The following is a 14,519-nucleotide window of genomic DNA, read 5'->3' as shown; positions in this document are numbered from 1 at the left end:
TCATAAAATTTGATATTTATTTTCAGAAAGCTGTTTGGGCTTGCCACTCCGGTTGCCAGTGATTTTTTGTCTGCTATGGGACCGGCTCGAGCCAAAGTGCGGTCTCGACCCTCGTTTTTGAGCCGAAAACCACGTCTCAAAAACGTCCTGTGTTGTAAGAGCTAAAGCTCTAACAACACCTTCATAGCTGACAAAAATCACTGGCAACCTCCGTTAGTTATCCTGGATATTGTTCAATTCTTTTCTTCAATGCTTTGCATAATTCAAAAAAATTCAAAAAAAATAGCCCGGTATAATATAACTAAAGTTATACATATCGAACTATTAATTATTCTTCTATTATTATAAAATCCATTAAAAATACAAACCGTAGTATCAAATACACTAGCCGGAGGTGGTGAAAAAATCTACCCGCAGTGATTGTGGTGGAAGGTCGTTAGACCTTTTACCACGGGACGTCTTTTGAGACCGGTCTTCGGCTCAAAAGCGAGGGGCGAGACCTTGGCTCGCGCTGGTCCCCACCGCAGGTAGAATTTTTTCACCACCTCCGGCGGCTCCCTAAACAATTAATCGAAATAGTTAACACCAATTGCTTTTCTAACTTCTGACAATGTTTGGTTAGCTACGATATTAGCGTTATCGCTGCCTTTTTTAAGAATGTCGTAAACGCCAGGAATATCTTTTTCATATTCAGCACGTCTGTTACGGATTGGTTCAAGAATTTCTTGCAATACGTCGTTTAGATAACGTTTAACTTTAACATCCCCTAGACCGCCAGCTTGATATTGTTCCTTTAATTCAGCAATCTTTTCTGTATCTGTACCAAAGGCATCTAAGTATGTGAAGACTGTGTTGCCTTCAATTTTACCGGGATCTTCAACGTGAACGTGATCTGGGTCAGTATACATTGACATAACTTTCTTTGTGACAACGTCTGCAGGATCTGATAGGTAGATACAGTTGCCTAGTGACTTACTCATCTTCGCATTGCCATCGATACCAGGAAGTCTACCTTGGCCCTTTGGTGGGAAGTATCCTTCTGGTTCCACTAATGTATCAACGTTATAAGTGTTATTGAATGTACGAACGATTTCACGAGCTTGTTCCATCATTGGTTCTTGGTCATCTCCGACTGGAACTGTATCAGCCTTGAATGCTGTGATATCAGCTGTTTGGCTGACGGGATATGTTAAGAATCCAGCAGGAATACTTTGACCGAAACTCTTTTGCTTAATTTCAGTCTTAACAGTTGGGTTTCTTTCCAAACGTGAAACACTTACAAGGTCAAGGTAGTACATTGTCAATTCATTCAAAGCGGGAATTTGTGATTGAACTAAAATATTAGTTTTAGCTGGATCGATTCCAACTGAAAGATAGTCGAGTGCAACTTGAATTAGACTGTTACGAACTTTTTCAGGGTCACGTGCGTTATCTGTCAAAGCTTGCATATCAGCAATCATGATAAACATCTTGTATTTACCTTCATTTTGAAGCTTAACACGGTTCTTCAATGAGCCTAAATAATGTCCAATATGTAACTTACCTGTGGGACGATCCCCAGTTAAAATTGTATTTGTTTTCATGTTTTTCCTCCTGGATTCATTAAATGCAAAGATGTTTTTAAGGTGGTATAATAGCTCCCTTGCCATAAAAAAAGCGCCCTATTATATGTGAAAATATAATAGGACGCTTTAGCGTGGTGCCACCTGTTTTGTAGATTTTACTCTACCGCTCAAAGCTATAAGGTGACTACCCATACCATTTCCTAAAACAAGGTTGATAACTTTTTCAGACAGGAAGTTATTCTCTGGGCCAACTTACTTGAATTAGTACTTAAAAATGTCTATGCTTTAATGTACTCTAATTGCTATTAGCATAATTAAAAATCGACAAATTGTCAACGAGAGGTATTTTAATGACGATCAATCAATCTAAAAAAGAAGAACAAGAACGTGTCAATGCAGTCGCCGAAAAGATTGACAAAAAAATTGAACGTGTCGACGAAAGTATCGCTCAAGCTCATCAAGAAACTCACCGAATTGAACGTAATTACGGTGAAAATACAAAAGTTAATACAACTGAAATCGATGACCAAATGGAAACTAACGCTTCCGTTCAACAACAGAAACAATTGGTTGAATTGGCTGTCGAAAATGAAAATATTTTAAATAATAACAAATTAAAACTCGAGAACCTTCAAGGTTCACCATACTTTGGAAGAATCGATATCGTTGAAGATGGCGAAGAAGATACACTCTATATCGGAACGTCAACACTTCAAGATGATGATGGAAACTTTCTAATTTATGACTGGCGGGCTCCAATTTCTGGAATTTATTATAACGGTGTCTTAGGCGACGTCCATTACCAAACTCCAAACGGTCCCACAACAGTCGACTTGAAGAAGAAACGTCAATTTCAAATTGTCCACAATCATATTCGAACGATGTTTGATACCAATGAAACAGTTGGCGATGAAATCCTCCAATCAGTTCTGAGTGAATACAGCGATGAATATCTGAGAAATATTGTTTCGACCATTCAGCGTGAACAAAATACCATCATCCGTGACACTCACTCCGACGTCTTACTAGTTCAAGGTGTGGCCGGTTCTGGTAAAACATCTGCCATTCTTCAACGGGTTGCTTACTTGCTCTACCACAGCCGTTCAACGATGAATGCGGACAATATCGTCCTCTTCTCACCTAATAAACTCTTCAGTAACTATATTTCCGAAGTTTTGCCAAGTTTGGGTGAAAGAAATATGCGTCAAGTTACATTGAATGAATTCATTTCTTTACGACTAACTGGTGTGCATGTGGAAACACTTTTCGAACGTTATGAAAAAGATGAACGTAATTTACCAGAGACGACTATCAAAATTCGTCTATTAAAAGAAAGCGGCGAATTCCTCGATCAATTGTCAGAACTCGAAGAATCCCATCCCGAACACATTCTCCACTTTGAAGATGTGATTTTTGATGGAAAACCTTTCTTTACTAAAGATGAAATCTCAGAAATTTACGACCGCGTCAACCATGCTTATCACATTCCTGACCGTTTCTTAAAGACGAAAAATGTCTTGATCAAACGACTTCAAAAACGAATTCACAACGACCGCAATAAAGATTGGGTTCAAGCTGAAATTGATAACTTGTCTGACGAAGATTTTCAACAAATTATCACCGACCACAATATTGAAGAATCAGCCGACCAACGTGACATCATCGCTGAAGAATTCTTGCGTGAACGTTACGCTCCAATTTATAACGCCTTGGTCAACAACTACTTCTTCAATCCTTATAAGGAATACTCTTTCCTATTGAATGAAATGGATCAGGACCTTGTTCCTGACAACGTTTGGCAAACAATGGTTGAATCAATCGATGACCATATTGAAACTCACAATCTTAACCTCAGTGATTCAGTTGCTGTACTTTACCTGCGTGACCTAGTTACTGACAGCGGCATCAACCATGCCATTCAACATATTTTTATTGATGAAGTTCAAGACTATACGATGGCTCAGTTGAAATACATCTCCCACGCTTTTCCAAATGCCAAAATGACCTTATTGGGCGACCGTGCTCAAGATGTCTTGACGAGTTCTTATCGTAAAAAAGATTTAGTAACTGAAGTTAACGAATTATTTAGTAAGAAAAAAATCACGACTATCACACTCAACCAGAGCTATCGTTCAACTGCCGAAATTACTAACTTTGCAACAAGATTATTGCCAAATGGCGATGAGGTCAAAGCCTTTTCACGTCAAGGTGAAGACCCAGTTATCAAAGTCTTCGACAACGACGATTACTATCAAGGTTTGAAAGATACTGCTCGTGAATTGAATAAAAAATATGATACCGTGGCGATTTTGACACGTAATCAAGCTCAAGCTGAACAGATTTATACCCATTTCAGTGACGAATCAATTATTACTTTGATCGACGCTGATTATCGTTCCATTCCTAAGGGTATTCTCGTCTTACCAATTTATTTGGCTAAAGGCTTGGAGTTTGACGCCGTTATCGGACATGATGTCTCAGCAACAAACTATCCAGATGAACGTAGCACTGATGTGTTGTATACGATTTGTACGCGTGCCATGCATAGTTTGACGTTATGTGTTGATAAGGAACTCTCACCATTGTTAAGTCATGAACCAGCTAATTTGATTTCAGAACCATAAAAAAAGAGCTCCCAATTGGGAACTCTTTTTTTGTTACCGAAACGTGCAACAAAACATAACTTTTTCCACTTAAAACAAATAAGAGCAGCAATCCAAAATCGGATTACTACTCTTATTTGCCTTAATACTCGAAAGCTGAACATGTTTTGTTGCACTCTTTAAATAATAATTGTACCAACAGCGGCACTGACCATCGCAACGAAGATAGCCATTTTTTCATCTTTTGTATATAGGTATGTTAAAGCATAGCACCAGCCCAAGGCCATCATCATCATGAATTGGAAAAGTGAACCAGGTAAACTGATCAATCCACCAACAACACCACTGAGGATAATTCCCATAACGGCACTATATGCAGAAGTCTTTCTAAAGAAGTAATTAAAGAAAAATCCTGTCTGAACTAGCTGTTGTTGAACCGCCACGATAAAGACGTTAGCAATCATATTAAACAGAAAAACGTTTTGGTCAGAACTCAAAACATCATCGTTAGCAAAGCTAGGCAATTTACCAGTAACTTGCAAATAACTCACCATGATTCTTAACAAACAAACCATGATAATCATTAAACTGACCAGTCCGATATTTGAAACTAATGAATAAACAAATCCATCAGCTGTATCTGAAAATGACTTCTCTTCACGGACATATTTTCTAATCATCAAGAATAATGTGACCAAACCGACAACAAAGAATGCAATGACCACGGGTGTATCGAGACCTTTTTGGTTGGCAGCATTATTCTTCAACATCAATGTTCCAATTGAAAATGCAATCCAAATTAAATATCTAACAAAATCAGTTCCTGGGGATTCTCCTACGCGCATAATAACTTCTTCCAATCAATAATTTTACTTTGTCATTATATCATACGCTAATACTTCATTTTCAGTCGGTTTTCAACTATTATTAAAGGGTGCCGTCTCCGGAACTGAGGTTAGTCACCCTGCTGTGCGGACCGGGCCGAGCCAAGGTCTCGTCCCTCGGTTTGAAGCCTTGCAAAAACCGCAAGTCTCCAAACACGCCCGGTGGTGTAAGAACGGCAAGGACCGCCGTCCTAACGCCACTTCCACTGCAGTGGACTAACCTCAGTTCCTCCGACTAATTTAACTGTTTATAATTTGGTTATGCTGAATTAAAGATTGAACAAATTTTAAAAATTTATTCAATTCTTAAACTTTTATCATCTTATGTTTCCAGAAAACATATATATTGCAATATTTAATACCCTAGCCATCGGATGTAAGTGAAAAAATCTGCATTTGTTACTTACATCCGATGGCGGAAGCATTTGGAGGAACTTTTTAATGAACAAAAATCACCGAATTTTTTACCTCGATTTTATTCGTGTTATCGCTATTTTTTTGGTCATTTTCATTCATGTTTCCGCAATCGATACCATCAAAAATATCGGTACGGGACAATGGCAGATAACCAAAATCCTTAATTATTTTGCCCATATCAGTGTGCCAGTTTTCTTCATGATCTCTGGCTCGTTACTATTAAACAGTAAAAAAACTACTTCGCTTAGTTATACGTGGAAACAACGAATCCCGCGGGTCACGGTTCCTTTTATCATGTGGTCGGTCATTTCGCCGATTGTAGTTGGAATTTACGCCCATTCATTGTCTTTTCACAATGTCTTCAGCGTTGTAAAAACAATTCTTTATCATCCCACATCACCAACACTTTGGTTCATGTATCCCTTAATTGGAATTTACATTTTGTCACCGGTTATTAAAACTTTCGTGCAAAATGCTACAACTGAGATGTTAGTCTATGTCACAGGCATCTGGCTTGTCACCTGTTCACTTTTACCATCGTTAGCAGTACTTCTACCTAAAGATATTCAAACTATCTTAGAGCTTTCGCCAGTCGCTAACTTCTTCTTGGTTGGTGGCTTCACTGGTTACTTCATTCTTGGATATTTATTAACCAAGGTAAAAGTCGAAAATACTAACAACATCGTACTAGTTTTAATCTTTTTAATTTCTGGAATTGCTGGAAATTACGTTTCCACTGCCGTTCCTCAAATTTATGACGTTAATAATGGCTACTATGTCACTTCAATTTTCATCCCTATTATGTCAGTTGCAGCGTTCATTCTTTTGCAAAAATGGGGCAGCCGTATTAAATCACCTACAACGATTAAAACTTTTGAATTCTTATCACCATTAGTCTTCGGAGTTTATCTAATTCATAATCTCTTGATTCTATACGTGGAACCTTGGTTTACTAATCACTTGGCAGTACACGGATTAGCAGCCACATTCATGCGTTACATCGTTGTCAGTATTTTGTCAGTCTTGATCATCTGGATCTTTAATTTGATTCCCGGTGTTAGATATTTGTTAAACGGAACTTCTAAGAAGAAAAAATAATTACGAAAAAAAATCGTAACAGCCATTAATTGGTTGTTACGATTTTTTGATTTCTATGAAATTTAGTTTTCTTTCTTAATGTGTGTTGCTTTTAAAATCAAACCAAATGCTAACAAGATCACACCACTAATTGTTGCGAAAATACCTGTGGTTGCACCGGTTTGTGGCAATAAGCCAGAGTTTGATGTGCTATTTGGTGTTTGAGATACATCGCTGTTCTTACCAACAACATTTGGTAATAGACCGTTATTCAAATTACCAGAAGTGCCAGGATCAGTTCCTTCAGAACCACCGTTAGTGATTAGATTTCCTTCACCGTCGGTATTTTCATCAGTGCTGCTGCCCTCTTCATTGCCGTTTCCATCTTTATCATCAGTATCAGTACCGGGTTTTTCGGTATTTGGTTTCTCAGTACTTGGCTTTTCAGGGTCAGTTGTGTTGCCAGTTTCCTCACCTTCATTGCCTTCATTCTCATCTGGATCAATCAGACCACCAGTATCAGGGTCAATATCTTTTTCCTCTTCTGGAATATCGGGGTTTTCAATATTAGGCTTATCAAGCCATTCTTGGGGTAATTCACCAGGGATTACTATAGGTTTCTCAAATTCAGTTTCTGTTTTAGAGTCATTCTGCAAATCCCATCTGTGTGATTCCGCATTAATGTTTACTTTATTAGCAGCGACGTTACCATCAAAGTTTTGATTAGCTGTAACCGTGGCTTTAGGTGCCAAAATACTGCCTTGGAATGGACGGTCAAGAATTACTTCACCATCATATAGTTTATTATCTTTTGTACCATCATAAAAATTCCAAAGCAAGTGGTTATCATCAAAGAATTCAGTTTCTTGGTTAGGACGGTCAACGTCACCATTTGCTGTTCCATGATTATAAATCAATTTGATTTGTGAGTTAACTACGTAAGGATCTGCTCCCTTTGTATCAACATTAATTATAATGTTGGTTCCACCGGCATCTTGTGATAGTCCATAAATATAAATTGGTGTACCAGAAGTAAGTACACTTGGATCAAAATCGATCACAATACGGTTTCAGTCGGTAACTTCATAATCTTGCAAATTAATAACACGTTGATTTTGATCAGGAAAATCATCATTTGTTACTTTAATCTGTGGTGTCATAGTGGCTAATGACGTTGATTTATTGCTCAAAAATTGGTCAAGATAATTTTCGATATTAATATACTTATTTCCATTTTTATCTTGATAAATTTCATCTTCATCAATGGAATTGGCATCATCACTGCCATTTTTTATATGGTCCAAATAAGTTCCATTGATACTTGGACGATTTTTATTCGAAACATCAATGTCATTGTTTTCACCAAAGACAACTTTATTGGCACGATTTTCATTGCTATTTACGAATGAGCTACTTGAAATATTGTGTGGTGTTTGAATATAAGAAACTTCCTTTTCAAGCGTACCATCTATAATGTTAGTCCCAAAGTTAACATTGCCATAAAAATCCCCGACGGCCACGTTACCATTTGTATGTGCATTCAAATGTGCTTCGTTAGCAAAAATATGGAAGTTAGATGCATAACCAAGTTGATTTGAGTCTTCATTAGAGAAGTCATCACTAACATGTCCACCATCTTGAACAGAATCATTAGCAGCTTGAGTTACTGCTGTGCCATTACTTGCAGATTGTGTAGTAGCCACACTATTAATTCCATTTTTAGCAATACTTGTATTTGTTGAATTAGCATTACCAGTTGTATCAGCTTGAACAGTAGTACTGATTCCCATAAGTACAGCTGCACTAAGTGCGACACATGATAAAGCCCATTCTTTTCCCTTTTTATTTAACATAATTAACTAAACCACCCTCATTAATTTAGAATAATTATTATCTGTTATAAATATGGTAATAAATTATTTATGAAAATTATTACGCTACTCTAAAATATTGTCAAATCAGGATTTATATCACTATTAATGCATTTAATGGTCTATACAATCTAAAAATAAGAGACGTAAAATATCCGATAAATTTGAATTAACCTTCTAATATAAGCAAACAAACTAGTCGGAAGAACTGAGAATATTTACCCGCTGTGGGTGTGGCGTTATGGCTTTAGCCATTACACCACTGGGCGTGTTTGGAGACTTACCGGTCTTTGGTAAGGCTTCAAACCGAGGGACGAGACCTTGGCTCGGCCCGATCCGCATAGCAGGTAAATATTCTCAGTTCTGAAGACGGCCAACTAAAAAACGCCTAACAATTTGTTAGACGTTCATTTCTTTTTTTATTTCTTAGTCGTTAAATCGGGGAGGAATTTAACATTAATTTCTTGGTTCATCACCCATAGCAAAGACTGCCACGCAACCAAATCCTGTGTGACTGGAAATCGTCATACCAATCGGATAAATTTGAACGTCAGCTGTACTAATATGTTCAATAATCCGTGCTTTGACAACCTCCGCAGCTTCATAATCGCCACTTGTCGTAACAATCACTGGTTGTGTTGGGTCACTCTTCATTGCTTCTAGCGTTTTGTCAGCTAGTTCAAACAATGATTTCTTGCGCGTTCTCGTTTTAGAAACCATTCGTAATTTACCATCGGGATCAACATCTAAGATAGGTTTCACCTGCAATATTGTCCCTAGAGCGGCTGAGGTTCTGGAAATACGGCCACCATGATAAAGATAATTTAAATTATCAACTGTAAACCATGATTGTAATAACATTTTATTTTCGTCAAACCATTTTACGAATTCATCTAAAGTAGCTCCAGATTTTTGTAACCTGATAGCTTTAAGAACCATTAAACCTTCACCACCACTGGCAGCGAGCGTATCAACAATACGAATATCGGCGTCAGGATAAGTTTCTAACAATATCTCTCTAGCTTGATTAGCACTCGACAATGAACCACTTAGTCCGCCGGAAAATCCGACGTAAACAATTGGTGTTTTACTTTCAACATATGGTTTAAAGAATTCTAAGTATTCGCCAACGTTGACCTGTGTCGTAGTGGGCATAATGCCAGCTTGAATTTTTTTGTAGAAGTCATTGATATCATAACTTTTTCCAAAATCATTGATTAAATCTTGATCACCAATCTTCGTATGAAAACTGATAGCGGCAACGTTACTTGCCTCTAAAGTAGCTAGCGGTAAATCGCATTCTGAATCAGTCAGTATTTGATACATTCTCCCGCCCCCTATGGTTGGATTAGTGAGTTAATTACAGTTCGTATTTAAGCCACTGAATAATAATACCATTTATTTTGGTTTTGTAAACTATGTTATCTAGTTTTTAAAACTAGGTGTATTTCCCAAATAAAATACACTCGATTTAGTTATGGATCATAATTAACACTTTTGTATTCAAATAAAAGTAATGAATTCCCTCTATTCAACAATGGAACTACCTTATTCTAACATTTATAAATCATATCAACTGTTTTTCATATTATGAATTTTATTCATATAGTTACCGGATAGTTGATTTCGTATAATATAATTACTCTAATGGAGGGTTATTATGTTTTATTTTGCAGAAGTATTGTTCATAATTTTAGGCATTCTGTTCATTCACTTGGGACTACAAGGAACTGAATGGAAAAAACGAATAAAGTTCCTATTCTTCGGTGGATTTTCAATAACCATGTTTCTCTGGTCACTGTACCTTCACATAACTACGGGTAACACTGGGTTGCCAGATGAAACTACCCCACTATTTTTATTTGCCATGATTAGTAGTTTATATGTTTTGGTATTAAATACAATTTATTGGTTCGCAATCAAAAACAAATTATACTCAAATTTCAATATTTCACCGTATAAAACGATTAGTTTCTATTCAATTGCGGTCGCATTAATAACCATGTTTTTATTCAACTGGATTGGACCAACAGGTTATCAATTTTTCAGTACACTTTTAACTGTAATAGCAATAATCTTTGCATTCAATATGTGCCGCAAATCCCTATTAATATGGAATCTTAAACTGATACTCCCTGACGACCCTAATAAATATGTTTTCATCAGCTTGGATAACAATTCTAGAAAAGATATTGGTGAGACTCCTAAGCATGTTATTCACTTTATAATGAGGATGGATGATGGTAGTGTCAGATTTCCAGAAGTAACAAGTAATGTTAGATATGCTTTAACCAATGTTAATTTCACACCTAGATTCACATCGCACACAACTACGAATGAACAAACATCAGATATTTTATTAACCCTCATAAATTTAAATAATAGCGAGAAGCACATTATAAAAGCCGTTGGTGAAACTGCTGATGCTAGTCTATTAAAAACAGCTTTCCTATACCCCAAAGATTTAAACAACGATGATGAACTAAAATCAGCTTCTAATAGAAATAATTTAGATAACAAGCACATGGATCTAGATGACTTAGTCAAATTAAAATCACTGCTTGATGACGGCGTGATAACACAAGAAGACTACGATATTAAGAAAAAGCAAATACTAGGTTTGTAATAATAAATAATGTATTAAAAAACAAAAAAGTATGGAAGCATTATCTGGTAGTCTTATTATGCTCTTCGGTAATACTTCACATTTATAAAGACTACTTTATTTACCATATATCAAGTTACTCAAGAGGTATGTTCTATCTCCTGCTTTCAAATCTTTAATCACTTAACTATCTATTAAAGACAGCATTAGTGGATAATGAACCATTTAATTCCCACAATACAAGTATTTTCCCGTTATAAAGATGTATTCCTCGTATGTTCAATATATAATGAATATGCAAATTATATTTTTGAGGAGAACTAATCATGGAAAAAAATGATTTTTCAAAATTAAAGAATCTTGAGAAAGATTCTGAACTTAATTTACTAGCTGTTCCCGCCAAAGGATTACAAAAATATTTTAAAGTAAAGGGAAAATTCACCTCAAAAGAAAAATTTGATAGTATAGTTGCACGGACAGGGCATGTAAATAAAAACAAGCTAACAATAATACTTAATTCTAAGTCACATGGGCCGATGATGAGATTTGATATAATCGGAACGGATCATGACGATATTCCTACACCCCACCTCCATATCTTTAATGGCGGAGATTCTATAATTAATCAAACGGTTTTGTCTAAGGACGAACTACCTGATCAATTGAAAGATTGCATAAATAATTTAGACAATGTTGTAGAAGATTTTACCTTATTTCTAAAATTTATTAATGTAGACCTATCTGACGTACAAATCACTGCTGATTTTGTATAATATACTTACTTGAAAGGAGGAATTAATCATGAACACTGACAAATGGATAAACGATTATATACAATGGATGAAAACTAAATATTCAATTAAATCATTTGACGATGGCGATGAAATAATGACTCCTTTTACAAATATTATCGGGGATCGAATAGCGATATATGTTTCTCAAATCGATGATAATGAAATTCAACTATCTGATGATGGGAATACCCTTAATGATTTAGTTTTGCTGGGTATCGATATCAATAGTAATGTACGATTAAGAATTATAAAAGATATTCTTCAATCCTTTAAAGTCCAATTAACTTCTGATCAAGTCTTAAAGATCAATGGTAAAAAAGAAGACTTTCCAATAATGAAACAGTCATTAATTCAAACCATTCTGAGAATTGATGATTTATTAATGACTCGTAAAAGTAATGTTAAAAATTTATTCTTTGAAGATGTTATGAGTTACTTTGACGATAAAGAATTCAAAGGATTACCTAATTACCCTGTAACTGGAGGCAGTGGAAATACTTATAAAATTTCATATGCAATCGGAAAATCAAAAAGCAGGCCCTTACAATTAATTCAAATACTGAATAATGCAGATTTCCAAAGAATCTCTGCAGAGATTGTTACGTTTGAAGATTTAAGGGGAAATATCGATTACAAAAAAAATAATATGAATTATTCAGTTGTTTTTAACGATATCGACAATAGTATTTCAGACAAAACTAAAAACATTGCGCAAATACGTGGCTTGGATATAATTCCATGGAGTAATAAAGAAACGATTTTAAAGCTGAGAAATTGACGCACAATTTGACGGTCTAACTAACGCAGACCGTTTTTTTGCGTAAAAAAATAGATGGGTACCATTGCCAGCCCACATCTATTAACTGCACTATATACATCATTCATTAAGCCGTCTATCGGATTTGAACCGACGACCCCCACCTTACCATGGTGATGCTCTACCTATCTGAGCTAAGACGGCGTAAACACTTTCTACATTTTAGCAAATTTCCTAAACGTAGAAAATGCTTTTAATTAAAATGCTTCGATAATTTCGGAAATTCCGGTGGCAAAGAAGAAAAATGCCAACATGAAGACGATGAAACTACCGGCCAAAACTGGATTGAATAACAAAATGATAGCGAATAGCAAGTTCAAGCAAGCTAAAATCACAATCAAGATGTAATACTTTTTCCCAAAGAAGTGGTAGAAACGTGATGTTAAAATTTGGAAAATAGCATCTATCAAGAACCAGATGGCAAACATATAGACGATTACTGCGACTCCCACATTCAGGTGAGAAATAAAAATAATACCAATAATAATATTAACAACGGCTCCAAAAATCGTCCAACCACTGCGAACGCCTAGAAATCTTGTCATCTGTGATCCAAACCACAATTGATAAACTCCACGCAAAATAACGAAGACCCCAAAAATTACGGCCAGAGTCGATAAACTCTTCAATGGATACCAAATAACTAAATATCCGGCGTATAAAGAAATCAGCCCAATAATAAAACCGAACCAGTCAAAACGACGCTTTGGTTCACTCATAAATATCCCCTCCTCTCCTCAAAAATATTTTAACATTATCCATTATCAAAGTTGAATGATATGCGCTATAATAGAAAGGCTAAGAATATTATTAGGTTAAGCGAAAGGTTGTAAAATTGTCCCCTAACAAAGAAAATTATTTAAAAACTATATATGAACTAAATTATGACTTTACCAAAATAACTAACAAACGCATCTCCGAAATCATGAATGTTTCCGCCCCATCAGTAACAGAAATGTTGAATGCGTTGGCTAGTGAAGGCTATTTAACACACTCACCATATAACAAAATCGTGTTGACTCCTAAAGGGAATAAAGTTTCCGAAAAACTAGTCCGCACGCATAGATTATGGGAAGTCTTTTTGCATGAGAAGCTTAAATATCCCGTTGATAACGTACACCATAACGCCGATGCCCTAGAACATTCATCAGATGACGACCTAGTTGATCACCTGAATGATTTTCTAGATCATCCACAACGTTGCCCACATGGTGGAATTATCCCCGGAAACGGCCAAGGTGAAACTGATGCCGATGATAAACTACTAAGTATGGTGCCAGATGGTGCCAAAGTTCAAATCGTCAGAGTATCCGATAATTATGACTTCCTACAATATTTTGGAAGTCTAAATTTGGAAATTGACGATACCATAGAAATTATTAAACATGAGAAGTTTGATAATTCATTAGTAGTTCGCAAAGCTGATGGTACCAACATTACAATCGGTGCAAAAGCTATCGATTATATCTTCGTTGAAAATAGATAAATTAAAGAAGTTCGGCAAAAAGCTGAGCTTCTTTTTTTTTGTTGCCGCTTCCGGTGGGCAGTAATGTAGTTCCGCTAGATTTTTTTATCTGATGAATTACCCAGACACAATTTAAAATACTCATTCATGATTTACATACTAATGAATCTAACATAATCAACAATTGAAAATTTATACCACCGTTATAACGAACAAAAAACAATCATTTACAAAATTCCAATCAACCATTAACTCAAGTTTTTTTGAAGATAACTAACCATTCAAGTCTATAAACAAACCCAGCCACCGGGTGCAAGTGATTGGGCTAGCCGTGAAGGTAGTATAAGTGCGTAAGCACTCATACTACGGGACGACTTTTGAGACTTGCCGGTTTTGCAAGGCTCAAAAGCGAGGTTCGAGA

The 14,519-nt window shown here is 36.0% G+C and carries 12 protein-coding genes and 1 tRNA gene; 6 read left to right on the top strand and 7 right to left on the bottom strand.

All coding sequences use genetic code 11. From position 1 onward, the window contains the following. Positions 1-566 precede the first annotated feature (566 nt). Entirely contained in the window at positions 567-1,583 is a 1,017-nt protein-coding gene (gene trpS, locus JP39_RS01500; protein WP_041499836.1) for a tryptophan--tRNA ligase, read from the bottom strand. A 332-nt stretch (positions 1,584-1,915) separates the two neighbouring features. Here trpS and helD point away from each other — a divergent pair, with 332 nt between their 5' ends. After that, positions 1,916-4,189: an RNA polymerase recycling motor HelD gene (helD, locus tag JP39_RS01495; RefSeq protein ID WP_041499835.1), complete on the top strand. Its 2,274-nt coding sequence runs from the start codon at positions 1,916-1,918 to the stop codon at positions 4,187-4,189. A gap of 158 nt (positions 4,190-4,347) precedes the next feature. Here the strand turns inward: helD and JP39_RS01490 are convergent, their stop codons facing one another. Further along, on the bottom strand, positions 4,348-5,013 hold the full coding sequence (locus JP39_RS01490; protein ID WP_041499833.1) for a CPBP family glutamic-type intramembrane protease: 666 nt from the start codon (positions 5,011-5,013) through the stop codon (positions 4,348-4,350). A gap of 480 nt (positions 5,014-5,493) precedes the next feature. Here JP39_RS01490 and JP39_RS01485 point away from each other — a divergent pair, with 480 nt between their 5' ends. Beyond that, positions 5,494-6,567, top strand: coding sequence for an acyltransferase (locus JP39_RS01485; RefSeq protein ID WP_041499832.1), 1,074 nt, complete (start codon positions 5,494-5,496; stop codon positions 6,565-6,567). A 62-nt stretch (positions 6,568-6,629) separates the two neighbouring features. Here JP39_RS01485 and JP39_RS01480 read toward each other — a convergent pair whose 3' ends face one another. From JP39_RS01480 to JP39_RS01470, 3 genes are all read right to left on the bottom strand, one after another. After that, positions 6,630-7,607 carry a collagen-binding domain-containing protein gene (locus JP39_RS01480; RefSeq protein WP_048698767.1) on the bottom strand — a complete coding sequence of 326 codons (978 nt, stop codon included), beginning with the start codon at positions 7,605-7,607 and terminating at the stop codon, positions 6,630-6,632. A gap of 9 nt (positions 7,608-7,616) precedes the next feature. Next, on the bottom strand, positions 7,617-8,399 hold the full coding sequence (locus JP39_RS01475) for a hypothetical protein (RefSeq protein ID WP_048698764.1): 783 nt from the start codon (positions 8,397-8,399) through the stop codon (positions 7,617-7,619). A gap of 474 nt (positions 8,400-8,873) precedes the next feature. Further along, positions 8,874-9,743, bottom strand: a complete 870-nt coding sequence (locus JP39_RS01470) for a DegV family protein (protein WP_041499830.1) — start codon at positions 9,741-9,743, stop codon at positions 8,874-8,876. A gap of 334 nt (positions 9,744-10,077) precedes the next feature. Here JP39_RS01470 and JP39_RS12720 point away from each other — a divergent pair, with 334 nt between their 5' ends. The 3 genes from JP39_RS12720 (at position 10,078) to JP39_RS01455 (ending at position 12,594) form a co-directional block, all read left to right on the top strand. Then, complete coding sequence (locus JP39_RS12720; protein ID WP_041499828.1) at positions 10,078-11,043, top strand: SHOCT domain-containing protein; 966 nt, start codon at positions 10,078-10,080, stop codon at positions 11,041-11,043. A 305-nt stretch (positions 11,044-11,348) separates the two neighbouring features. Continuing rightward, positions 11,349-11,795, top strand: a complete 447-nt coding sequence (locus JP39_RS01460) for a DUF6978 family protein (protein WP_041499826.1) — start codon at positions 11,349-11,351, stop codon at positions 11,793-11,795. 28 nt (positions 11,796-11,823) lie between these two features. Beyond that, positions 11,824-12,594 (top strand): DUF1828 domain-containing protein, encoded by a 771-nt coding sequence (locus JP39_RS01455; RefSeq protein ID WP_041499824.1) that lies wholly within the window; start codon positions 11,824-11,826, stop codon positions 12,592-12,594. Between the two features lie 109 nt (positions 12,595-12,703). Here the strand turns inward: JP39_RS01455 and JP39_RS01450 are convergent. Together JP39_RS01450 and JP39_RS01445 are read right to left on the bottom strand one after the other, a co-directional pair. Next, positions 12,704-12,777: transfer RNA gene (locus JP39_RS01450), tRNA-Thr, on the bottom strand. A gap of 53 nt (positions 12,778-12,830) precedes the next feature. After that, complete coding sequence (locus JP39_RS01445) at positions 12,831-13,352, bottom strand: HdeD family acid-resistance protein (protein ID WP_041499822.1); 522 nt, start codon at positions 13,350-13,352, stop codon at positions 12,831-12,833. A 116-nt stretch (positions 13,353-13,468) separates the two neighbouring features. On the opposite strand from JP39_RS01445, the gene JP39_RS01440 reads away from it, so the two are divergent. After that, positions 13,469-14,119 carry a metal-dependent transcriptional regulator gene (locus tag JP39_RS01440; RefSeq protein ID WP_041499821.1) on the top strand — a complete coding sequence of 217 codons (651 nt, stop codon included), beginning with the start codon at positions 13,469-13,471 and terminating at the stop codon, positions 14,117-14,119. The last annotated feature ends 400 nt before the right edge of the window (positions 14,120-14,519 follow it).

The sequence above is a fragment of the Companilactobacillus heilongjiangensis genome (assembly GCF_000831645.3).
Taxonomy (GTDB): Bacteria; Bacillota; Bacilli; order Lactobacillales; family Lactobacillaceae; genus Companilactobacillus; species Companilactobacillus heilongjiangensis.
This window is presented reverse-complemented; position numbering and strand designations above follow the sequence as displayed.

Coding starts and splice junctions, on each gene's coding strand:
- JP39_RS01485 (WP_041499832.1), top strand. CDS start 5,494: ATGAACAAAAATCACCGAATTTTTTACCTCGATTTTATTCGTGTTATC.
- JP39_RS01445 (WP_041499822.1), bottom strand. CDS start 13,352: ATGAGTGAACCAAAGCGTCGTTTTGACTGGTTCGGTTTTATTATTGGG.
- trpS (WP_041499836.1), bottom strand. CDS start 1,583: ATGAAAACAAATACAATTTTAACTGGGGATCGTCCCACAGGTAAGTTA.
- JP39_RS01490 (WP_041499833.1), bottom strand. CDS start 5,013: ATGCGCGTAGGAGAATCCCCAGGAACTGATTTTGTTAGATATTTAATT.
- JP39_RS01470 (WP_041499830.1), bottom strand. CDS start 9,743: ATGTATCAAATACTGACTGATTCAGAATGCGATTTACCGCTAGCTACT.
- JP39_RS01460 (WP_041499826.1), top strand. CDS start 11,349: ATGGAAAAAAATGATTTTTCAAAATTAAAGAATCTTGAGAAAGATTCT.
- JP39_RS01455 (WP_041499824.1), top strand. CDS start 11,824: ATGAACACTGACAAATGGATAAACGATTATATACAATGGATGAAAACT.
- helD (WP_041499835.1), top strand. CDS start 1,916: ATGACGATCAATCAATCTAAAAAAGAAGAACAAGAACGTGTCAATGCA.
- JP39_RS01475 (WP_048698764.1), bottom strand. CDS start 8,399: ATGTTAAATAAAAAGGGAAAAGAATGGGCTTTATCATGTGTCGCACTT.
- JP39_RS12720 (WP_041499828.1), top strand. CDS start 10,078: ATGTTTTATTTTGCAGAAGTATTGTTCATAATTTTAGGCATTCTGTTC.